This window comes from Methylobacterium fujisawaense (assembly GCF_039619325.1).
Classification (GTDB): domain Bacteria; phylum Pseudomonadota; class Alphaproteobacteria; order Rhizobiales; family Beijerinckiaceae; genus Methylobacterium; species Methylobacterium fujisawaense.
Map to the genome: position 1 here is coordinate 363946 of NZ_CP155000.1, position 20024 is coordinate 383969.

The 20024-nt window shown below is 73.7% G+C and carries 17 protein-coding genes; 6 read left to right on the forward strand and 11 right to left on the reverse strand.

What is annotated here, in order from left to right:
- The first annotated feature begins 116 nt into the window (after positions 1-116).
- Complete coding sequence (locus tag ABC766_RS01835) at positions 117-1460, forward strand: efflux RND transporter periplasmic adaptor subunit (protein WP_342144087.1); 1344 nt, start codon at positions 117-119, stop codon at positions 1458-1460.
- An 11-nt stretch (positions 1461-1471) separates the two neighbouring features.
- Positions 1472-4720: a CusA/CzcA family heavy metal efflux RND transporter gene (locus ABC766_RS01840; RefSeq protein WP_342144086.1), complete on the forward strand. Its 3249-nt coding sequence runs from the start codon at positions 1472-1474 to the stop codon at positions 4718-4720.
- A gap of 118 nt (positions 4721-4838) precedes the next feature.
- Here ABC766_RS01840 and ABC766_RS01845 read toward each other — a convergent pair whose 3' ends face one another.
- Positions 4839-5093, reverse strand: coding sequence for a hypothetical protein (locus ABC766_RS01845; RefSeq protein WP_043356624.1), 255 nt, complete (start codon positions 5091-5093; stop codon positions 4839-4841).
- A 948-nt stretch (positions 5094-6041) separates the two neighbouring features.
- Between ABC766_RS01845 and ABC766_RS01850 the strand changes: the two genes are divergently transcribed.
- From ABC766_RS01850 to ABC766_RS01865, 4 genes are read left to right on the forward strand one after another with little or no spacing between them, the layout of a single operon-like run.
- Positions 6042-7496, forward strand: a complete 1455-nt coding sequence (locus ABC766_RS01850) for an FAD-binding oxidoreductase (RefSeq protein WP_345820880.1) — start codon at positions 6042-6044, stop codon at positions 7494-7496.
- An 18-nt stretch (positions 7497-7514) separates the two neighbouring features.
- Complete coding sequence (locus ABC766_RS01855; RefSeq protein ID WP_075380002.1) at positions 7515-7928, forward strand: DUF4383 domain-containing protein; 414 nt, start codon at positions 7515-7517, stop codon at positions 7926-7928.
- Entirely contained in the window at positions 7925-9052 is a 1128-nt protein-coding gene (locus tag ABC766_RS01860; protein WP_236952909.1) for a hypothetical protein, read from the forward strand. The genes ABC766_RS01855 and ABC766_RS01860 overlap by 4 nt, the downstream gene beginning before the upstream one ends.
- On the forward strand, positions 9036-9335 hold the full coding sequence (locus ABC766_RS01865; protein ID WP_075380000.1) for a hypothetical protein: 300 nt from the start codon (positions 9036-9038) through the stop codon (positions 9333-9335). The genes ABC766_RS01860 and ABC766_RS01865 overlap by 17 nt, the downstream gene beginning before the upstream one ends.
- Positions 9336-9344: 9 nt before the next feature.
- Here ABC766_RS01865 and ABC766_RS01870 read toward each other — a convergent pair whose 3' ends face one another.
- The 10 genes from ABC766_RS01870 to ABC766_RS01915 all read right to left on the reverse strand — a co-directional run bounded on the left by ABC766_RS01870 (position 9345) and on the right by ABC766_RS01915 (position 20009).
- Positions 9345-9689, reverse strand: a complete 345-nt coding sequence (locus tag ABC766_RS01870) for a hypothetical protein (protein WP_345820884.1) — start codon at positions 9687-9689, stop codon at positions 9345-9347.
- A complete protein-coding gene (locus tag ABC766_RS01875) occupies positions 9686-10645 on the reverse strand; it encodes a hypothetical protein (RefSeq protein WP_345820886.1) in 960 nt (319 codons plus the stop codon). Before ABC766_RS01875 ends, ABC766_RS01870 begins: the two co-directional genes overlap by 4 nt.
- 2 nt (positions 10646-10647) lie before the next feature.
- Entirely contained in the window at positions 10648-11538 is an 891-nt protein-coding gene (locus ABC766_RS01880) for a lysozyme inhibitor LprI family protein (RefSeq protein ID WP_345820888.1), read from the reverse strand.
- A gap of 88 nt (positions 11539-11626) precedes the next feature.
- Positions 11627-12037 (reverse strand): hypothetical protein, encoded by a 411-nt coding sequence (locus ABC766_RS01885; protein ID WP_345820889.1) that lies wholly within the window; start codon positions 12035-12037, stop codon positions 11627-11629.
- Between the two features lie 130 nt (positions 12038-12167).
- Entirely contained in the window at positions 12168-12968 is an 801-nt protein-coding gene (locus ABC766_RS01890) for a hypothetical protein (protein ID WP_345820891.1), read from the reverse strand.
- 67 nt (positions 12969-13035) lie between these two features.
- Positions 13036-13815, reverse strand: a complete 780-nt coding sequence (locus ABC766_RS01895) for a hypothetical protein (protein ID WP_182592923.1) — start codon at positions 13813-13815, stop codon at positions 13036-13038.
- Positions 13816-13868: 53 nt separating this feature from the next.
- Entirely contained in the window at positions 13869-15209 is a 1341-nt protein-coding gene (locus ABC766_RS01900) for a hypothetical protein (RefSeq protein ID WP_345820894.1), read from the reverse strand.
- 9 nt (positions 15210-15218) lie between these two features.
- Entirely contained in the window at positions 15219-16673 is a 1455-nt protein-coding gene (locus ABC766_RS01905) for a peptidoglycan-binding protein (protein WP_345820895.1), read from the reverse strand.
- Positions 16670-18031, reverse strand: a complete 1362-nt coding sequence (locus ABC766_RS01910; protein WP_043756594.1) for a hypothetical protein — start codon at positions 18029-18031, stop codon at positions 16670-16672. The genes ABC766_RS01905 and ABC766_RS01910 overlap by 4 nt, the downstream gene beginning before the upstream one ends.
- 22 nt (positions 18032-18053) lie before the next feature.
- On the reverse strand, positions 18054-20009 hold the full coding sequence (locus tag ABC766_RS01915; protein WP_345820899.1) for an AAA family ATPase: 1956 nt from the start codon (positions 20007-20009) through the stop codon (positions 18054-18056).
- Positions 20010-20024: the final 15 nt, after the last annotated feature.

The window sequence follows — 20024 nt, forward strand, 5'->3', positions numbered from 1 at the left end:
GCGACGGCGCGCGTCCTGAACCCCGGGTCCGAGGCCCCGGGGCCGCTTCCTCACGTCATCGCAACGGGACCGGCCCGGAAGCCGCCACGGCACCGGCGCCCCGACGAGCAGGCATCATGCGCATTCTCCTGACCGCGGCCCTGGTGGCCGCCGGCGTCCTCGTGGGCGCCGCCGTTCCCGCCGTGTCCGGCTTCGTTCGCGGCCTCCTCGCCGCGGCCGGGTTGCCGCCGGCCCTCCACACCTTCGCCGCCGGGCCTGGCCCCGCATCGCCGGGCGAGCCCCGCCACGAAGCGGGCGGCGGCCACGACTACGGCAAGGCCGCCGCCCCCAAGGCGGGCGCAGGCCACGCTCACGGAGCGCACGAGCCTTCCGAGGCCGAGGGCGCGGAGGGGCACGTCACGATGACCGCCGAGCAGATCGAGAACCAGGACATCAAGGTGGCCAAGGCGGAAGGCGGCCTGCTGTCGAGGCACATCCTCGTCCCCGGCACGATCACGCCGGACACGGACCGGATCGCCCGCGTCCCGGTCCGCGTCGTCGGCACGGTGTCCGAGATGCGCAAGCGCCTCGGCGACGACGTGCGGAAGGGGGACGTCGTCGCCGTCCTCGACAGCCGCGAGGTCGCCGACGCCAAGAGCGAGTACCTCACCGCCATGGTCCAGTCCGACCTCCAGAAGGTCAATTTCGAGCGCCAGCAGAGGCTGCTGGCATCCGCGGCGGCATCCCAGGCGGCGTTCGACAACGCCAAGGCCGTGTTCCAGGAGAACCAGCTCCGCGTCGACCTCGCCCGCCAGAAGCTCTCGGCGCTCGGCCTGAACGCCGCCGAGGTCGCCGCCGCGCAGAAACGCGACGAGGCGACGCCCAACGCCTCGACCCTGCGCCAGTACGAGCTGCGGGCGCCCATCTCCGGCCGCATCGTCGAGCGCAAGGTCGACGTGGGCACCGCCGTCGGCAAGGAGGGCGACCCGGCCGACGTCTACACCGTGGCCGACCTCTCGACCGTCTGGATCGAGCTCGCGGTGCCGACCTCGGACCTCGACGAGGTCCGGGAAGGCGCCCGGGTCACCGTGAACCGCGGCGGCCGCAGCGTGCAGGGGAAGGTGGTGTTCGTCAGCCCGCTGCTGAACGCCGACACCCGGTCCGCCCGGGTGGTGGTCTCGCTGCCCAACCAGGACATGGCCTGGCGTCCGGGGACCTACGTCACCGCCGAGGTCGAGACCGAGACGGATCGAGTGCCCGTCCGGGTGGCCAAGGCCGCGCTCCAGACCGTCGAGGGCAAGCGCGTCGTCTTCGTGCGCACCGACGAGGGCTTCGAGAAGCGCGAGGTCGAGCTCGGGCGCGCGGACGACGACGCCTACGAGGTGGTCTCCGGCCTCAGGGCCGGCGAGGACATCGCGGTCGCCAATACCTTCCTCCTCAAGGCCGAGCTCGGGAAGAGCGAAGCCGGCCACGACCATTGAGGGGCCGAGACATGATCAGCCGCATCCTCGACGTCTCGGTCCGCCAGCGCTGGCTCGTGCTGCTGCTGTCGCTGCTCGCCGCCGGCTTCGGCGGCTACGCGGTGACGCAGCTGCCCATCGATGCGGTCCCGGACATCACCAACAACCAGGTGCAGATCAACACGACCGCGCCCTCGCTCGCGCCGGTCGATATCGAGAAGCAGGTCACCTACCCGGTCGAGACCGCCCTCGCCGGCATCAAGGGGCTCGAATACACCCGCTCGCTCTCGCGCAACGGCTTCTCGCAGGTCACCGCCGTCTTCGCCGAGACGCTCGACATCTACTTCGCCCGCCAGCAGGTGGCCGAGCGCCTCGCCCAGGTGAGGCGGGACCTGCCCCCCGGGGCAGAGCCCGCCATGGGCCCGATCTCCACGGGCCTCGGCGAGATCTACATGTGGTCGATCCACTACGCGAAGCCCGGCGAGCGAACGCTCTCGAAGGCGGGCGCGCCGGGCTGGCAGCCCGACGGAAGCTACCTGACCCCCGAGGGCCAGCGCCTCAGGACGGCGCTGGAGCAGACCGCGTACCTGCGCACGGTTCAGGACTGGATCATCCGGCCCCAGATCAAGACCGTGGCCGGCGTGGCCGGCGTCGACGGGATCGGCGGCTTCGAGAAGCAGTACCACGTCCAGCCCGACCCCGATAAGCTCGCCTCCCTCGACCTGTCCTTCTCGGACGTCGCCCGGGCGCTGGAGGCGAACAACGCCAACCAGGGCGCCCGCTACCTGGAGGATAACGGCGAGGGCTACGTCGTGCGCGCCGCCGGACGCCTCGAGGACATGGACGACATCGGCAACGTCGTGGTCGCGACCCGGGGCGGCGTGCCGGTCCGGATCCGGGACATCGCCGAGGTCCGCATCGGGCGCGACCTGCGCACCGGCTCGGGCAGCGAGGACGGCCAGGAGGTCGTCATCGGCACCGCCCTGATGCTGATCGGCGAGAACAGCCGCACGGTGGCCGCCGCGGTCGACGCCAAGATGGACCAGATCCGCAGGAGCCTGCCCCCCGGCGTCGCGGTCCAGACCGTCCTCGACCGGACCCGTCTCGTCGAGGCGACGGTGAGGACGGTGGTGAAGAACCTGTCCGAGGGCGCGGCCCTCGTCATCGTCATCCTGTTCCTGCTGCTCGGCAACATCCGGGCGGCCGTCATCACGGCGCTGGTCATCCCGGTGGCGATGCTGATGACCCTGACCGGGATGGTCGAGGCGAAGATCTCGGCGAACCTGATGTCGCTCGGCGCCCTCGACTTCGGCCTCATCGTCGACGGGGCGGTGATCATCACCGAGAACGCCCTGCGCCATCTCGCCGAGAAGCAACACGCCCTCGGGCGGGCCCTCGAGACCGAGGAGCGCCTTCAGACGGTGCGGGCGTCGGCCGAGGAGATGATCAAGCCGTCCCTCTACGGGCAAGCCATCATCATCCTGGTCTACGTGCCGCTCCTGACCTTCACCGGGGTCGAGGGCAAGATGTTCGCGCCGATGGCGCTGACCGTCATCATCGCGCTGGTCTCGGCCTTCATCCTGTCGCTGACCTTCGTGCCGGCGCTGATCGCCATCGTCATCACCGGCACGGTCACCGAGAAGGACAACCTCATCATCCGGGCGCTGAAGGCGGCCTACCGGCCGGTGCTCGGGGCTGCGGTGCGCGGTCCCCTCGCCTTTCTCGGGGCGGCCCTGTTGCTGCTGGTCGGGGCGGGCGTCCTGTTCACCCGGCTCGGGACCGAGTTCATCCCGCAACTCGACGAGAAGAGCATCGCGCTCAACGCCACCCGCATCCCCTCGACCTCGTTGACCCAGTCGCAGGCGATGCAGCTCAAGGTCGAGCAGGTGGTCTCCAAATTCCCGCAGGTCGCCTACGTGTTCTCGAAGACCGGCACGGCGGAGGTCGCCTCCGACCCGATGCCGCCGAACTCCTCCGACACCTTCGTCATGCTCAGACCGCAGGAGGCGTGGCCGGACCCGAGCCTGTCGAAGGCCGACCTGCAGGCGCAGATCGAGACGGCGGTGGGGGCGCTCGCCGGCAACGTCTACGAGTTCTCGCAGCCGATCCAGCTCCGCTTCAACGAGCTGCTCGCCGGCACCCGGGGCGACCTCGCCGTGAAGGTGTTCGGCGAGGAGTTCGAGCCGATGCTGAAGACCGCCAACCAGATCGCGGCGGTCCTGAAGGGCATCGACGGCGCCGAGGACGTGAAGGTCGAGCAGACGGCGGGCCTGCCGTTCCTGGAGATCAAGATCAACAAGGCCGAGGCCGCCCGCTACGGCCTCAGCACGGGCGCCATCCAGGAGGTCATCGGCGCGGCCATCGGCGGCAAGGATGCCGGCGTCGTCTTCGAGGGCGACCGGCGCTTCCCCATCGTGGTGCGCCTCACCGACACGGTGCGCGAGGACCGCGAGGCCCTGGAGAATATCCCGGTGCCGCTGCCGCCCGGCCCGAACGGCCGTGCGCGTTCGGTCCTGCTCAAGCAGGTGGCGGGCTTCTCGGTCACGGAGGGGCCGAACCAGATCAGCCGCGAGAACGGCAAGCGCCGGGTGGTCGTCACCGCCAACGTGCGCGGGCGCGACATCGGCTCCCTCGTGGCGGAGGCGCAGGCCGAGGTCGGGCGGCAAGTGCCGTTGCCGCCGGGCTCTTTCGTGACCTGGGGCGGCCAGTTCGAGAACCTCGCCTCGGCCAAGCAGCGGCTGATGGTGGTGGTGCCGGCGTGCTTCTTCCTGATCTTCCTGCTGCTCTACTCGGCCCTGGGCTCGCCGCGGGACGCGCTGCTGGTGTTCAGCGCGGTGCCGCTGGCGCTGACCGGCGGCATCGTGGCCCTGTGGCTGCGCGGCATGCCGGTCTCGGTGCCGGCGGCGGTCGGCTTCATCGCGCTGTCGGGCGTGGCGGTCCTGAACGGCCTCGTGATGCTGACCTTCATCAAGCAGCTCGTGGCGGAGGGGCGCCCGAAGCGGGAGGCCATCCTGGAGGGCGCGATGATCCGGCTGCGGCCGGTGGCGATGACGGCGCTGGTCGCTTCGCTCGGCTTCGTGCCGATGGCCATCGCCACCGAGACCGGGGCCGAGATCCAGCGGCCGCTCGCCACCGTGGTCATCGGCGGCCTGATCAGCGCGACCCTGCTGACGCTGGTGGTGCTGCCGGCCCTCTACGCCCGCTTCGGCAGGGTCCGGCCCGCGACGGCCACGTCCCGGGCGCGCCAGCCGGAGCCGGTCCACCGCGAGGCCGCAGAGTAGAGGCGTGCGGTCAGGCCTCCCGCTGGGGCGGCCTGGCCCGGCTCATGTCGCGCCGGTCGCAGGGCCGGGCCGCACGCCGGATCCCGGGGAACGGGGCCCCTCGGGGGCCCCGACCAGCTCACATGCGGTGATGGCGGTGCATATGCCGCGTCATGTGCCCGCGATGATGGTGATGGCGCATCATGTGCCCGTGGCGGTGATGGCGCATCATCCGGTGGTGATGGTGGCCGTGCATCCGGTCCATGCGGACGGAGACCACGTCCGACGGGGCGCTCACGGCGCCGGGCAGGCCGGGCGCGGCCGAGGCCGAGGTCGCGGCGCCGGCCGCGCCGAAGGCGGCCAGGACGGCGACGACCAGCAGGGACTTCCTCATAGGCGTTCCTCTCAGGGTGTCGGCGCGCCGGTCATCGCCGGCGGCTCGGTGCCGGCCAGGGACTGGTCGGCAGGGAGGCAACAGCCAAGCTCACGACACCGTTCCGCACGGCGCGCGCGCCGCCTCGGGCATGCTTAAGAGGCCGAAGGGCTCACGGACGACGCGCCACCGCGCTCGGCAGCGACCCGCGAGACCCGCGCGCAAGCGAGCGCCCGAGTGGCGTCGCGTCGGATCCGCCTCCGGCAACGGATCTGCAGGCGCCGCTGGTCCCGCCGCGGCCGATATCCGCTCCAGCGCAGGGGATGAAGGCCGGCGAGTGGCCACGAGGCGGAAGGTCAGTGTCAAGCCGCGATGGACAATCGCGTGCCTTGAGACGGCTTCGGCCGCCGGGCGGCACGAAGAATCTCGGAAGTCCCGCGGGGGCGACGGCCGGTTGTCTCCGCGCACGCAGAACACTCCGATCCCGGAGCCGGACATGCGCCGGATCCGGCCAGAATCACGCTCTCGGGACAGGCGGGCGTCACAGGGCCGATCGGGTGTCGCCACGGGCCCTGGCCGGACGGACGGCCGACCGACGATGCGGCGCCCGTCTTACCCCGCGGCCCCCGCAGGGCTTCGTCCTACCGTTGGACGGGGCGGACCTCACAGGCGGCAGGCTCGCCGTCACGGGCGCCTGTGGGCAGGCCCGCGGGCAGCAGGTCACGCAAGACGGCATCCTGGCGGGCCTTGAGCAGGCGCAGGACCCGCGCAGGCGTGCGGTTAACCGCGCGGCCGGCCGCTGGTAGGGGCGAACGAGCCGCCGCGTGCGAAGAGGGTCGGTCGGTTTGTTTGGCCGTATCGCGCTCCGTGCGCGATCTCACGCCGGCGGGCCCGGACTCGTCGCAGGGTAGGCCGGCGGGGCGAGCCGGTCGCCCCGCCGGTGCGAATCGAGGGCTGGGGGCGACGGTCATGGCGGGGATACGACCGAGCAGGCGCAGGATCCTCGCGGGCGGCGGCGCCCTGGCGGCCGCCGTGCTGCTGCCGCGGGCGGCCCGGGCCGCGCCGCGGATCATCCTGAACGATGCGAGCGGCCTCAACCCGACCCCGGTGGCCCGCGACGCCGTGCTCCCGACAGGGTCGACCGAGGCCCTGATCGAGGCCCTGCGCGCCGAGATCCGGGACGCCGCCGCCGCCGGGCGGCCGGTGGCGGTCGGCGTCGCCCGCCATTCCATGGGCGGCCAGAGCCTCGCCCGCGACGGGACGGCCGTGACCCTGGAGGGCGGCCCGATCGAGCCCGACACCGCTGCCGGCCTCTACCGGGTCGGGGCCGGCGCGCGCTGGTCGCAGGTCATCCGGCAGCTCGACCGGATCGGGTTCTCGCCCGCGGTGATGCAGTCGAACAGCGATTTCGGGGTCGGCTCGACCTTCAGCGTCAACGCCCATGGCTGGCCGGCCCCGCGCGGGCCCTTCGGCTCCACCGTCCGCGCCCTCCGCCTCGTCCTGGCCGATGGCAGCCTCGTCACCTGCTCCCGCACCGAGAACGCCGAGCTGTTCGGGCTGGCGATGGGCGGCTACGGCCTGTTCGGGATCGTGGTCGACCTCGTGGTCGAGATGGTGCCGAACCGCCTCCTGACGCCGACCTTCGCGGTGATGCCGGCCGCGGAGTTCGCGCCGGCCTTCGTGGCGGCGGTGGAGCGCGACCCGCGGCTGCGGATGGCCTACGGCCGCCTCTCGGTGGCGCAGGCCGGGTTCTTCGAGGAGGCGATCCTCGTCACCTACGCGGAGGCGGAGCACCCGCCGCAGGTCCTGCCCGCCGCGGCCGCGCAGGGGGCGTTCTCGGCGGTCTCGCGGGAGATCTACCGCGCCCAGGTCGGCAGCGAGTTCGGCAAGCGCGCCCGCTGGATCGCCGAGACCCGGCTCAACCCGACGCTCGACCCCGGCCTCGCCACCCGCAACAGCCTGATGAACGAGCCGGTGGCGAACCTCGCCTCGCGCGACCGCAACCGCACCGACATCCTGCACGAGTATTTCGTCCCGCCCGAGCGGTTCGACGCGTTCCGCGCCGCCTGCCGGGAGATCATCCCGGGCTCGGGCTGCGACTGCCTCAACGTGACCCTGCGCTACGTGGCGGCGGACCCGGACTCGACGCTGGCCTACGCGCCTTCTCCCCGCATCGGTGCCGTGATGTCGTTCTCGCAGGGGCTCACCCCCGGCGACGAGGCCGCGATGATGCGCATGACCGAGGCCCTGATCGAGCGCGTCGTGGCGCTCGGCGGGGCCTATTACCTGCCCTACCGCCTGCATGCCCGGCGCGACCAGATGGCCCGGGCCTATCCCAGGCTCGACGCCTTCGTGGCGGCCAAGCGCCGGTACGATCCCGGGCTGCTGTTCCGGAACGCCCTCTGGTCGACCTCCATGGCCTGACCGCGCAAGGATCCGCTCATGAGACCCACGCCCCCACAGGCGGCCGCCCTCGCCTTCGCGGCCATCCTGCTGTTCGCCGCCGCCACCGACTACATCCCGGCCTTCCGGGACGCGGAGGGCCGCGTCTTCGGCCTGTTCCGGCTCGACGTCTACAAGGACGCGCTCCACCTCGCCTCCGGCCTGTGGGCGCTCGTCGCCGCCCTGTGGTCGCGGCACGCCGCCGTGACCTTCCTGCGGGCCTTCGGGGCGATCTACCTCCTCGACGGCATGGTCGGGGTGATCACCGGGTCGAGCTTCCTCGACCTGTCGCTGTTCCTGAAGGGCTTCCAGGACAGCCCGTTCCTCTCGAACGGCCCGCACCTGAGCCTCGGGCTCGCCGGCGTGGTGCTCGGCTGGTGGCCGTGGCGCGCCGCCGCGGCGGGCGCGGCGTGAGCCCCCGTCCCGCCCGTCGCCGCCGGCGGGCCGCCCGCTGGGCGGCCGCCGGCCTGGCCCTCCTCGCGCTCGCCTGCGCCCTGCCGGTCGCGGCGATCGAGGGCGGCTGCGCGGTCGCGCCCGATCCCACCCTGCAGGAGCGTGCGGGGGGCGGCTCGCGCTTCGGGATCGCCGCCGACGGTTACAAGCGCGCGGCCGGCGACAGCTACCTGACCTTCCCCGAATGGGACATCGTCCACGCCTACGCGGACCTCGCCGGGGTGACGCGATCCGCCTCGGAATCGGCCTTCGACTACTGGGCGGCGACCACCGGCTTCTGGACGAGCCTGTGCGGGGCGACCCGGGCGGCCGGGCGCACCGGCGACGTCACCGCGGGCCAGAAGGTCACCAACTACGTCATCGGCCTCAGCTTCACGGCCGAGATGCTGATCCAGGGCGCCTACGAGCGCACCGTCGGGGCGCTGACCGCGTGGTGGCGGGGGCCCGAGCCCACGGAGGAGGACCGGTTCAACGCCCGGCTGCTCGCGGATTACGCCGTGTTCCTGCGCCAGACCCCCTGGTACCGCTACCCGTTCGACGCGGAGCTGTCCCGGCTCTGGCGCGATGTCCCGTTCACGCCGTCCCTGCGGGCGGTCGAGCGGCGCGGCGCGCTCTCGCTGCAATACGGGGTGAAATGGGCCTACGCGCAGGGGATCGTGTGGCTCGCCGGGATGGACCCGGCCGGCCTGACGATCCGCAGCGTCGTGGCGGGGCTCGACGCCGCCGACGCGGCCGCCGACCCGCGCATCACCCGCCTCGGCCCCGTCCCGGCCGGCGATGGCGGACCGGCCGCCCTGATCGAGACGCCGCGCTACCGGGCCTTCACGGAGATCCTGCGGGGCCTGGGGGCGCGCGGCCGGACCGTGCTGGAGATCGCCGGCAACGACCGAATCCTCACCACCGTCCTCCTGCCGCCGGGCCGGACGGTCGCCCTCGCCGGGGCCGAGCCGCTGTTCGCGATGCCGATCCAGTCCGAGCCGGGCTGGCAGCGCGTCGGCTACGACACCGCGGTGGAGCAGCTCGTCGAACAGATCCGCGCCGTCGAGGCCGCGGGGGGCCGGTTCGAGCATGCCTACGATTACTGATCGGCGCCCCCGGCGCGGCCTGCCGGTCGCCCCGGTGGCGGCGGCGCTCGCCGGGTGGCTCGGCGTGACCGCGCTGACCGCCCTCGCGGTCCAGCCGGAGACCGTGGTGGCGCTCGGGAACCCCGCCGCCCTGGCGGCCGCCGACGACGGGGCCCTGGTCTCGGCCGGCCGCGCGTATCTGGTGATCCGGCCCGCCGCGCCGGGCGCGGTCCGGCGCCTCTACGCGGGGGGCGCCTGGCTGGTCCTGCCGGCCCCCGGGACCGGCTGCCTCGGCGCGCGCTGAGGGCGGTGCTCAGTAGGGATCGGACCGCTCGAGGATCTCCTGCCCCATCAGCACGCAGCTCCCGGGCATCGGCGCGTAGATCAGCCGGATCCGATAATTGCCCTTGTCGATGCTGCCCTCCGCCTCGATCACCTGGAAGCGCCGCGTCCCGACCAGGGACGCGACGGTGCCGACGGACCGAACGGAAGCGGGATCGACCGTGGCCCGCGCGTCGCCGTCGCTGTGGAAGCGCAGCAGCTTGAGGGCCTGCCGCTCGGCCTCGGCCGCGCAGGGCGGCGCGGGCGCCGCGACCGCGGCGGTCGCGGCCGGCCCCGTCGCCGCGATCAGCGCCAGCGCCCGCAGGATCCGTCTCATCGGCACGTGACTCCGTATTCGTGGACCTCGGGCAGGTCCCCGTCGCCCGTCGTGGTCACCGAGAGCGCGCCAGCGGCCCCCGCATACCGGAAGCTGCAATAGGCGAGGCCCGTCCCGGAACAGCCGTCGACCTCGATCACGCCGCGCCGGGCGAGGTCCCGCTCCCGCGCATCGTCGCTCGGCGGACCCTTCACCGGCGTCCAGCCCGCGGCGATCAGCGCCGCCCGGGCCGTGTCGATCGGCTGGCCGCGGATGGCGGGGACCGCTCCGCGGCCACCGCAGACGGATTCGACCGCGGGAAGCGGCTCCAGGGACAGGGTCCCGTCCGGGCGCAGGGTCAGGTCGCCCACCGGAGAGGGCGGCAGATCGCCGTCCCAGAGACGCACGCCGCCGGCGCGCGCCGCGATCCGGCCGACCGCGCCGGTCCGGCCGGCGCCGTACACGAGGGCGACGAGGCGCGGTCCCTCGAAGAGGCCGACATTGCCGTCCGCGATGAAGCAGGTGCCGCTCGTCCCCTGCTGCAGGTCGCTGGCGAAGCTGACGGCCCGGTAGCGGCCCAGCGCCGCTTCGCCGGTGACGAACCAGTCCCGGGCGGCCACAGCCTGCGCCGCCTCCGATTGTGCCGGGACGACCTCGCCCGGGCAGCCGGCCTGGCGCCCCGCCCCGCCCGGGGCCCGCGGCAGCGCGGCGAGGGGCACGAAGCGCAGGTTCTTCACGGCGGAGGCGACCCGCGGCGCCGGCGGCCCGTCCTGCGCCCCGGCCGGCTCGGCGAGGGGCAGGCCGAGCATCAGACCGAGCATCAGGCCGAGGGCCAGGGCGGGTGCCCGGCCGGCTCGGCCGATGCGCGGGCGCCGAGGAGCTTCCCCGGCTGCGCCACGGCCTGCGCGCAGCCGAAGGCCGGCGTCACCCGGATGGCGGCTGCGGGCCGGGTCCGGCAAGGGGGCGTCCGGTCTCATCGTCACTTCCCGTTCGGGTCACCCGCGCGCGCCGGCGGGCGCGACCCCGGTTCCGTCCCGGCCGCCGGAACCGGGTCGGGCGGCGGATAGGCGGGGTCTGTCAGGCAGGTCGAGAGCCAGGTCTCGGCCTCGGCGTCCGAGGCCAGCTCGACATCGAGGACGGCCCGAGGGCCCGCGGGCGCCGTCGTCGCGCTGGCAGTCGCGGCCGCCGGGGCGGCAGGCCGCGTCCAGCGGCCGGCGGGGTTTTCGGGACCCGGGCATTCCGCGTCGTCGCCCCCGCCGATCGTGCAGGTCGCGACCGTTCGAACGGCGCCGTCGACGACCCGCCCGACCGTGCGCGTCTCGGTGGTGTGCCCGCTCGCCCAGTCGTCGGACAGCGTGCAGACCCGGTCGCCGTTCTGGAAGCGCCGGCTGCCGAAGCAGCCGTAGACCCGGTCCTGCCCGACGGGCAGGAAATAGCAGGCCGTGTCGAACCCCGCGAAGGGGCCGCCGGTGAACCGTGCCGCGAAGGCCCGCTGGCGCAGCGCCGCCGCGATCCAGTGCGGCCGGGCCGGATCGCTCTTCGCGCGGCCGGACAGGTCCTCGGTCCGGGCCCGGATCGCCCCCAGCACGATGGTGCGCGCGTCGGCCGCGTCCAGGTCGCCGAGCCACGTGTCCCGGGCCGCCACCCAGCGCTTCTGGCTGGCGATCAGCATCGCCCGGATCTCGGCGTCGTCCGTGCCGTGCAGGAGGCCGGCATAGGCCGAACCCAGGGCGGCATCGGCCTTCCGGAGCGCCGCGTCGGCGCAGATCATGCGCTCGAGCGGGCTGGCCGCCTTGCGGCAGTCGATCGCCCGGGCCGGAGACGGCGCCAGGAGGGATGCGGCGACGGCCGCCACCAGGAGCCGCGTCACGGCCGGCCTCGCACTGAACGGCGCACTGAACTGCGCATCTGAACCTCGCATCCGGACCGCGCGCCCGCAGCCGCGCGCCATCCGGGCCCTACTGCGCCGCGGCATCGACGACGCGGCACAGGTTCTGGTCGACGTCCTGACCGACCTGCCCGGCCTGCACCATGAAGAGGGCGTCGACCCGGCTGCCCGTCCCGGCCTTGCGCACGACGACCCGCAGCGTCTGCGGTCGCCCCGAGCCCGATGTCTCCTGCTGGGCCGTCAGGGTCCCGAGCTGCTTCTCGACGTGCACGCCCACGAAGCCTTCGGCCAGGACCGCCCGCGTCACCCGGTCGAACGCGGCCTTGGGGCTGACCGAGGGGAAGATCATCCACGTCTTGTAGGTGATGGCCTGAAGCATCGGCGTCCCCTCGCTCCGGTAATGGTCGCGGCATGTCTCCGCCGCGGCCGCCGGGAGCGCGAGTGTGGACAGGATTGCCGCGTGGACGAACGCGGTTTGCATCGATCCCATGGGGCGCCTCTCACTTCGTTCTGGCGTGGACTTGGCGGACCTGCGCGGCCGGGTCCCGGTCGGGCGTCGATCCGTACGGGTGCGGGAGGCCGGTCCGCGCCGGCCGGCCCCCCGCAGGGTCTCAGAGCTGCGGCGCGGCCGGTGGCCGGGGGCGCGGCGGCGGCGTCATCGCGCGCGGTGCCGGGGGCTCGGTCCGCGGCGGCGCGCCGGACGCGGCCGCCTCCGCCTTCGGAGGCTCAGCGACCGGCGCCGGCCGCGGGGCCGCGACCGAGCCGCGGACCGTGTCGCGCAGGAAATCGCCGGTGCTGGTGCCGGCCTCCCGGGACGCCGGAGCCGGCGCCGCCCGGGCCGCCGGTGCGGCCTGGCCGCTGCCGCCGTCGCGCGGCACCGGCACCTGCGACACCGCCGGGGCCCGGCGGGGCTCGCCCGGCGGCACGGTGATCCGGAACGTGTACGGCACCGTGGACCCGTCCCCGAAGGTGACGGCGACCGACAGGGTGTCGAGGCCGGAGAAGTCGGTGCGTGCCGTGTAGTAGAGCGACATCGCATCCTTTTTGGCGTCCTCGCAGCCGTCCGGCTGCCGGATCTGCGCCCCGGTCTCGTCGACCTTGCCGCTGAGGATCCGGAATTCCCGCCGCTGCTCGATGCGCCCGCCGCGCGGCGGCCTGACGAGTTCGATCGTGGCCGCGCGCGAGCGGCACCCCTGCGTGGCGAAGTAGTAGGTGAAGCCCTGGAGGAAGATCCGCTGGCCGGGGCGCGCGGTCTTGTTCTCCACCTCGGCCCGGGCCGGCAGGGCGAGGCAGAGCGGCAGGCAGAGCGCTGAGCCGAGCGCCGACCCGAGGGCCAGGACGCCGGCGCCGGTGCGCCGCCGCGGTCGGGTCGGTGCTGCGGATCGGGGAGCGTTCGGAAGGCGCTGATGCACGGGACTCGTCCTCGGCTTGGCGATGGGGGGCGCGGCCTCCGCCGCAGGGCTGACCGTCCGCGGCGCGTCAGAGCTGCGGCGCGGCGGGCGGCCGCGGCGGTGCCAGCTGCTGTGGCGGCAGCGCGGGCGGTGCGGGCGTGCCGGACACGGGCGCCGCGGCCTCTGCAGCCTTCGGGGGCGGCGAAGCCGGTGCCGGCCGGCCGGCCGGGACCGCGCCGCGGACCGCGTCGCGCAGGAAGTCGCCGGTGCTGGCCTCCTGGGGCGCCGGAGCCGGAGCCGCTCGCTCGGCCGGGGCGGCGCGCGCCGTCGGGGCCGGCCGCGAGAGGCCCGCGTCGCGGGGGGCGGGTGCCTGGGACACCGCCGGCGCCCGCCGGCCTTCGCCCTCGGGCACCGTGATCCTGTAGGTGTAGGTCGCCTCCTCGCCGGTGACGAAGGTGACGATCACCGACACCGTGTCCAGGCCGGAGAAATCGGGCCGGGCCGTGTAGTAGAGCGCCCGCGCGTCCCGCTCGACATCCTGGCAGCCGTCCCGCGACGGGGTGCCGTCGGTGTTCCGGCCGAGGACCAGGAATTCGCGCCGCTGCTCGATGCGTCCGCCGCGGGGCGGCGTGACCAGTTCGACCGCGGCCGCCGGAACCGACGGGCAGCCCGGCCGGGTCTCGTGGGTGGCGTAGCCGTCGAGGCGGATCCGCTGTCCGGGGCGCGCGGTCACGCTCGTGGATCCGGCGAGCGCCGGCCCCGCGAGGCAGAGCCCGAGGAGGCCGAGGAGGCCGAAGAGGAAGCCGAAGCCGGGCCGCCCAGGCCGCACGACCCCGGCCGCTCTCGACTTCGGGACGCTGTGTGCCATGGGACTCCTCCTCGGCCTGCGGGACGGGCGGTCGTGGACCGCGGGCGGGACGCTCACTTCGGGTCGGAGCGCTCCAGGACCGGCTTGCCGCCATCGGTGCGGAACCGGACCGCGTAGGTGCTGTTCGTCGACTGGGCGTTGCACGTGATGACCACCGGGCCGCCCATCGGGTTGGGCAACTCGCAGGTGCCCTTCACCTTGACGGTGGACTGGTCGCGCTCGGCGTACATCAGCTCGTCGATGGGCTGGCGCAGGGTGCCGCCCGCGACGAGGCCCTTCGCCGAAGCCAGGAACGCCATGGCCTTGCCGTCGGTGGTGCCGAAGATGAACCCGGCCTTCGGGCTCCCGACGACGGAGGTGTTCACCGCACCCGAGGCGCAGAGGGCGGTGAGGTCCTCCCCGTCCATCACCAGGGATTCGCAGCGGCCCTTGAAGGACAGCTTCAGGAACGTGCCCGGCGGCGGGTCCCGCGTCTCCGCGGTGTCGCGGGGCGCGGGCGGTGGAGACGGCGACGGCGACGGCGGCGTGTCGGGCGGGGCCGGAGCCCGCGCTTCGGCGGGCCGATCGCGGGAAGGCGCGGTCCCGCCGTCCCGCCGGTCCCAGCCGCCGCGAGGCTGGCCGGGCTGCCAGACGCAGAGACGGACGCCGTCATTGTCCCAGCAGGGGCCGCTCGGGGACAGGGCGCCGAGGGATTCGGCGGCGCGCAGGCCACCGGACGACCCGTTCCAGAAGGCGGTGGCCTTCAGCGGGTTCTGCGGGTCTCGGACGAGTTGCGCCACGACGTCGAGCTTGCTCCCGGAATAGGAGCGGATCTCGAAGCCGCGGGCACCGGTCTGCCCGGTCTCCGCCCGGAACTGGCAGGCCCCGTCGAGGCGGACATCGCCGGCGACCTCGAGGTAGCAATCGGCGGCCCGCGGCGCGCCGGCCTCGGGCGCCGCCGCGGGAGCCCCGCCGAAGCCGGGGCGGCCCTCGCCGACCTTCCAGGCGCAGACCCGGCTCCGGGACCCGGTCCAGCAGGCGCCCTCCGACGTGACGCCGTCGGCGGGGCCGTCCTCGGGCTTGCCGCCGGGCTCCCGGTTCCAGGTCGCCGTGCCCCGGCCCGGCGCCGTCACCGACACGACCACGCCGTCGCGCAGGTAGCCGTTGTCGTAGGTGGCGAGGCGGAACCCGCCCACGCCGTAGCTGCGCGCGTCGGTCAGGAACTCGCAGACCCCGTCGATGACGGTCCTGCCGTCGGCCGCGAAGAAGCAATCGGCCTTGCGGACCTTGATCTGCGCCTGCGCGGCGGCGGGCAGGAGGAGGCCGGCCAACAGGGCGGCGGCGAAGAGGGCGAGGCGGCGCCCGGCCCGAGGGGCCGGGAACCGCGCAGGATTCGAACGGCGGCGGGGGGCCATGGCCGTCTCCTATGGATTGCCGAGGAGGCGGCGGGCCGCCTGGATGGTGCGGTCGTTGCGCTGGTCGACGACGCGGCCCTGGTAGAGATTCCGGTCGGCGAGGCGTTGCTGGAGCGCGGCCCAGAAGCCGACGCCCCATTTGTCCTGCTCGAGGTTCTGCAGGATCTCGGTGGACTTGAGTTCGAGGGCGCGGATCGTCATGTCGGCCGCCTTGCCGGGATCCCGCTGCAGGCCGGCGCCGCCGATATCGAACAGGAACGCCGCCGAGGCCGCCGCGGGGGCGAAGGAGGCCTCGCCCGCGAGGCGCTCCAGATACCGCCGCGCCAAGAGGCCGTCGGGGGCGGTGATCCGCTGCTCCGTGTTCGCCGGCGACAGGAGCAGCGCGTAGAGATACTGCGCCACCGAGACCCCGCTCTCCGCCAGGCTCCTGAGCTTCGCCTCGTCGGCGGCGTTGGTGGTGGCGCTCTTGAACAGCGCCATCAACGCCTCGACGCTCGGCGCGGAGGCGGGCGGTGTCGCGGGCGGCGGCGTGCCCGGCTTTCCGGGGCCGGAATTGCCCGCCCCGGAATTGCCCGCCCCGGAATTGCCCGCCCCGGAATTGCCCGCCCCTGGATTGCCGGTCCCCGGATTGGTCTGCGGGCCGGCGGCCCTGCCGGCCAGCGCCTGCACGGCCGCGCGCGTCTGCGGTGTCGCCGACCCGTCGGCGGGACCCGTGTAGAAGCCGCGCTTCGCGAGATTGCGCTGGATCGCCGCCACGAGGTCGGGGGGCTGGCGGCCGAGCTCGTCCGTGAAGGTGGTGACCGCCAGCGGCAGCTTGGCCGCCACCGTGTCCATGTAGAGGTCGGCGGCCCTCTGCGGATCGCGCGGGACGCCGCTCTCGGCATCGGTGTAGCAGCCGGCGATCCAGTAGAGCGTCGACCAGGAATCGAGATAGGCGTTCCGGGCGGCGACCGGGTTCGCGTGGAAGGCCAGCCCGTAGCGGCAGCCCCGCTTGAGATCGTATTGGCCGCGGCCTCTGTTGAGCAGGAGCTCGGTCATGCCGCGCTGGGCCCCGGGGAAGCCGAGGTCGGCGGGCTTCTGGTAGTAGGTCAGGGCCTTGGCGGCATCGGGCTTGACGGGATTCTTGACGTAGAGCGCGGCCCATTCGGGATTGTAGAGGGCGCCCATGAACGAGCGGGCGCTGACGTCGCCGGCCTCGGCACCCGCCTTGAGCTTCTCGAAGGCGGCCCTGTCGCCGTCCTTGCCGGCCTTGTCGAGCAGGTCGAGATAGAGCTTCTCGTTCTCCTTGCTGTCGGCGGGCTTGCCCCACTCGCCCGCGGGCTTCAGCAGCGCGAGGGCGATTCCGGCCAGGAGCGCGACCGCGGCCTGGGGCAGGACCAGCCAGGCGAGGCGGTAGCGCGCATCCGCGTACCAGAGCGTCGCGTGCGCCCGGAGCCGGTCGGTCCCGATCAAGACGCCGCTCATGACTTGGCTTTCATGTAGGCGCGCAGGGCCGTGATGACCGCCGGATTGCGCGTGTTCTCGACCGGGAGCGTGTAGAAGCCGCGGGTGGTCAGTTCGGCCTGGAGGGCGCCCCAGAACCCGTCGCTCCAGTGCCCCGCCTCGGGGAACAGCAGCCAGAAGGTGATCTGGTCGTCCTTGAGGTCGATGCCCCGCAGGGCGAGGGCCGCGGCCTTCCGGGGATCCTTGGCGACGTTGCCGTAGCCGGAATCGTAGAGCACCGCGGCCTCGCCCGCCGCCATGCCGTTCCCGGCGGCCGCGGCGCGCTCGTAGGCGGCCACGGCGACCTGCGCGTCCGGCGCGAAGACGTCGCCCTTGTTCATCACCGGGTTGAACAGGCGCGCATAGGCGGTGAGCGCGTCCGCGTCCCCGGCATCGGCCCGGCCCTTGAGCTCGGCCAGCTTCCGCCGGTCGCCGGCCCGGGCGGCGGTCGCGAGGGCGATCACCTCCGGATCCGGGCCCTTGGGCGCCATCCGCCGCGGCTCGGGCCGCGGGGTCGCGACCGTGTTGGTGATCCCCGCCTCCACCTGGAGGGCCGTGATGATCCCGGGATTGGGCCGCCCGTCCACGGGGCCGATATAGCGGCGCTGCTCGGCCAGATGCCGCTGGAGGCCCGACACCAGGGCGGGGTTCTGCTGGCCGAGATTGTTGATGAAGGCGTCCATCGTCGGCCGGTGCTTGCGCCACAGCACCGCGGTCACCAGCCCCCCGGCCCGGACCGGGTCCTGCGGCAGGCCGCTCTCGGGCTCGACGTAGCAGGTGGCGAGCTTGACGGTGAGCCGCTCCTCGCCGGTGATCGTGCGCTCGAGCGTCTCGGGATCGTCGAACCAGGTCTGGGCGAGGCGGCAGCCGCGCCGGAGGTCGCGGTTGGGGTTGGCCGGATCGAGCAGCACGTCCGCGAGGCGCGCGACCGCCAGGAGGTCGCCGATCGCGGCGCCCGGTCCGTAGAGCGCGGCCGCCCGGGCGAAATCGTTCGGCGCGGGCTTGCTGGGGAAGTAGGCGGCGGTCAGCGGGTCGTAGAGCGTCCCGAGCTTGGTCGCGGCGTCGATCTGGCCCCGGGTGGCCGCGGCGGTCAGCGCGTCGAACGCCGTGCGGTCGCCGTCCTTGCCGGCCCGGTCGCGCAGGGCGCTCAGCTCGGCGATCCGCGCCTTCGAGGCGGTGGCCGGCTGACCCCAGACGCCCTGCGCGGCCAGCGCCATGCACAGGCCCGCCACCGCGCAGGTCACGGCCTGCGGCAGGGCGAGCCAGGCCAGGCGGTAGCGGCGATCGTCGTACCAGAGGGTCGCGTGCGCGCGCAGCCAGTCCTCGCGTGCGATGCTCATGGCCGCGACGGCTCCCGGGCCGTCACGACAATGCGGCGGGGCGCGGGGCGCCGCCGCCGAGCGCCCGCTCGAAATCCACGAGCTCGAACTGGCCGTAATCGCCCAGGGGATCGCTGGCGAGCCGCATCGCCTGGGCCTCGCGCAGGCGCTCCAGGAGGGTGCGCATCGCGCGGGCATTCGCCCAGTCGTGCCGCTGCGCCCGCTGCTCGACCCACGGGATCAGCAGGGTCTCGAAGCGCGGCGGCAGCCGGAAGGATTGCCGCGACGCCATCAGGCGCAGGATCTCGACGAGGTCGTAAGGATCGTAAGCCGGGAACGCGACGGTCTTGGTGAAGCGGCCGGCGAGGCCGGGATTCGTGTCGATGAACCGGGCCATGTCGTCGGTGTAGCCGGCGACGATCACGATGATCCGGTCGCGGTTGTCCTCCATGAACTTGAGGAGGGTGTCGATCGCCTCCTTGCCGAAGTCGCTGCCGCCCCCGCCGCCCTCGGCCAGGGTGTAGGCCTCGTCGATGAACAGGATGCCGTCGAGGGCCTCGCGGCAGCGCTCCAGGGTCTTGGCCGCGGTCTGGCCGACATAGCCCGCCACCAGCCCGGCCCGGTCGACCTCGACCACGTGCCCCTTCCGCAGGACGCCGAGCGCCCGGAAGATGTCGCCCATGATGCGCGCCACCTCGGTCTTGCCGACGCCGGGGGGGCCGGTGAACACCATGTGCTGGCTCACCGCGCCGACCTCGATGCCCTCCGCGCGGCGCCGGGCATCGACCAGCACCCGCGCCGCCACGGTCTTCACCTGCTCCTTGACCGGCGCGAGCCCGATCATCGCGTCGAGGCGGGCCATGACCTTCCGGGCCGCGTCCATGTCGACCGCGCCGCCGGCCTGGCGGCCGAGGGCCGCGGCGATGTCGGCGGGCTCGAGCCGGTTGATGTCGCCGCCGGGGCTGGCGGCGAGGCGCAGCGCCTGCGCCTGGCGGGCCTTCTCCAGCACCGTGCGCATCTCGCGGGCATTGGCCCAGTCCTCGGCCTTGGACCGGGCGCCGACATAGGCCGCGAGGTCCTTCTCGAACCCCTCCGGCATGACGAAGCCCTGGCTGGCCGCCATGCGCTTCAGGATCTCGGCGAGTTCCGGCGGGCTGTAGGGCGGGAACTCGACGGTCTTGGTGAAGCGGCTGGCGAGCCCCGGATTCGTGTCGATGAACCGGCGCATGTCGTTGGTGTAGCCGGCGACGATCACGATGATCCGGTCGCGGTTGTCCTCCATGAACTTGAGGAGGGTGTCGATCGCCTCCTTGCCGAAGTCGCCCCCGCCCCCGCCGCCGGCGGCCAGGGTGTAGGCCTCGTCGATGAACAGGATGCCGTCGAGGGCCTCGCGGCAGCGCTCCAGGGTCTTGATCGCGGTCTGGCCGGCATAGCCCGCCACCAGCCCGGCCCGGTCGACCTCCACGACGTGGCCCTTGCGCAGCACCTTCAGCGCCTTGAAGACGTTGCCGAGGATCCGGGCGACCTCGGTCTTGCCGACGCCGGGGGGCCCGGTGAACACCATGTGCTGGCTCATGGCCGCCACCGGCAGGTTCTGGGCGCGGCGCTGCTGCTCCACCTGCATCCGGGCGATGACGCCCTTCACCTCCAGCTTCACGGGGTCGAGGCCGACCATGCCGTCGAGGGTCGCGAGCGCGGTGGCCAGGAGGTCCTTCTTCTCCGCGCCCGCGCCGTCGTCCGCGAAGCGGATCGGGCGGATCCTGCGGCTCGCCCGGGCCTGGTCCAGGGCGCGCCGCGTCGCCTCGATCCGCGCCGGGATGTAGCTCGCCGCCAGGAGGCCCCCGACGAGGCCGCCGAGGATCAGGCCGTTGCGCAGCAGGGCCGCGGGCGTCGCGGCGAGCGGCCCGAGCAGGTCCGGCCGCAGGGCGACCAGCAGGCCGGTGGCACCCAGCACGATGACCGCGAAGAGCGCGACCGGATGCTTGTCGAGGCGTTCCATGGACGTGACAAACCT

What these genes read in the sequence shown, in the direction of transcription:
- ABC766_RS01915 (WP_345820899.1), bottom strand. Translation starts at nt 20,009, where the DNA reads ATGGAACGCCTCGACAAGCATCCGGTCGCGCTCTTCGCGGTCATCGTG.
- ABC766_RS01835 (WP_342144087.1), top strand. Translation starts at nt 117, where the DNA reads ATGCGCATTCTCCTGACCGCGGCCCTGGTGGCCGCCGGCGTCCTCGTG.
- ABC766_RS01900 (WP_345820894.1), bottom strand. Translation starts at nt 15,209, where the DNA reads ATGGCCCCCCGCCGCCGTTCGAATCCTGCGCGGTTCCCGGCCCCTCGG.
- ABC766_RS01845 (WP_043356624.1), bottom strand. Translation starts at nt 5,093, where the DNA reads ATGAGGAAGTCCCTGCTGGTCGTCGCCGTCCTGGCCGCCTTCGGCGCG.
- ABC766_RS01865 (WP_075380000.1), top strand. Translation starts at nt 9,036, where the DNA reads ATGCCTACGATTACTGATCGGCGCCCCCGGCGCGGCCTGCCGGTCGCC.
- ABC766_RS01855 (WP_075380002.1), top strand. Translation starts at nt 7,515, where the DNA reads ATGAGACCCACGCCCCCACAGGCGGCCGCCCTCGCCTTCGCGGCCATC.
- ABC766_RS01850 (WP_345820880.1), top strand. Translation starts at nt 6,042, where the DNA reads ATGGCGGGGATACGACCGAGCAGGCGCAGGATCCTCGCGGGCGGCGGC.
- ABC766_RS01905 (WP_345820895.1), bottom strand. Translation starts at nt 16,673, where the DNA reads ATGAGCGGCGTCTTGATCGGGACCGACCGGCTCCGGGCGCACGCGACG.
- ABC766_RS01840 (WP_342144086.1), top strand. Translation starts at nt 1,472, where the DNA reads ATGATCAGCCGCATCCTCGACGTCTCGGTCCGCCAGCGCTGGCTCGTG.
- ABC766_RS01885 (WP_345820889.1), bottom strand. Translation starts at nt 12,037, where the DNA reads ATGCAAACCGCGTTCGTCCACGCGGCAATCCTGTCCACACTCGCGCTC.
- ABC766_RS01910 (WP_043756594.1), bottom strand. Translation starts at nt 18,031, where the DNA reads ATGAGCATCGCACGCGAGGACTGGCTGCGCGCGCACGCGACCCTCTGG.
- ABC766_RS01870 (WP_345820884.1), bottom strand. Translation starts at nt 9,689, where the DNA reads ATGAGACGGATCCTGCGGGCGCTGGCGCTGATCGCGGCGACGGGGCCG.
- ABC766_RS01895 (WP_182592923.1), bottom strand. Translation starts at nt 13,815, where the DNA reads ATGGCACACAGCGTCCCGAAGTCGAGAGCGGCCGGGGTCGTGCGGCCT.
- ABC766_RS01875 (WP_345820886.1), bottom strand. Translation starts at nt 10,645, where the DNA reads ATGAGACCGGACGCCCCCTTGCCGGACCCGGCCCGCAGCCGCCATCCG.